At 64.2% G+C, this 738-nt stretch carries 1 protein-coding gene; it reads right to left on the minus strand.

Features of this window, described 5'->3' with window-relative positions:
* Positions 1–59: 59 nt before the first annotated feature.
* A complete protein-coding gene (locus EOA60_RS35595) occupies positions 60–578 on the minus strand; it encodes a hypothetical protein (protein ID WP_245322443.1) in 519 nt (172 codons plus the stop codon).
* Positions 579–738: the final 160 nt, after the last annotated feature.

Here is a 738-nt window from a genome sequence, read left to right on the forward strand (position 1 = left end):
GTCTATGGATTTCAACAGAAGGTGATGGGCAAGCTGTGAGGCGTGGCGGCGCGCTCAAATCACTTCGGCGGCTTGGCGGCCGCGTAGATGACGACCTTCCCGGGATTGTCGAACTCGACGGCAAGCACGTCCTCGGCCTGCACGCGCCGCGAATCGATGGCGTTGAAGAGCAGGGCGTTCGCTTCGATCTCCTGCCGCAGCTCCGCGACGTCTTCCTGATGCTGCTTCACCTTGTTCTCGATCGCAGGCGGCGGCCCGCCTTCGCTGCGCGCGGCATCCGTCAGGAAAACGATATCGACGGTATCCAGCTTGGTCGTCTTGCGCACGGTGCCGATATTGTCGCGCGTGCGGTCGATGGCGGTGATGACGTTGCCGGCCTCCGTCTTCGACAGCGCCTCCTCCTGCCGCACGTCGGAATCGACGATCGTCGCGCCCGGCTTGGTGCTGTCAAGTGGCGGATTGCCGTCCGCAGGCTGCGCGGGAAACGCTGGGGCGGCGACCACGAGAAGCATGGCCACCACAAGGGCTGGAAAGACAAGGGCTGGAAATCCTGTTCCGGGGCACGGGGCGCTCGCCATCGCTCGCTCCTGGTTGAACTTGTGGCGGGGCGAAAAAGGCGAAACGAGTCCTGTCGGCGGGAGGTTCCGTTTGCGATGATGCTGACGGGCCTGCAACCGGCCCGCCAGCATTGGTCGTCAGCTCGCCTTCTTGGTGATCAGCGTCAGCGCGCCATTGGGT

Origin of the sequence: Mesorhizobium sp. M1A.F.Ca.IN.020.06.1.1, assembly GCF_004023265.1 — a bacterium.
In the GTDB taxonomy this organism is placed as follows: Bacteria; Pseudomonadota; Alphaproteobacteria; order Rhizobiales; family Rhizobiaceae; genus Mesorhizobium.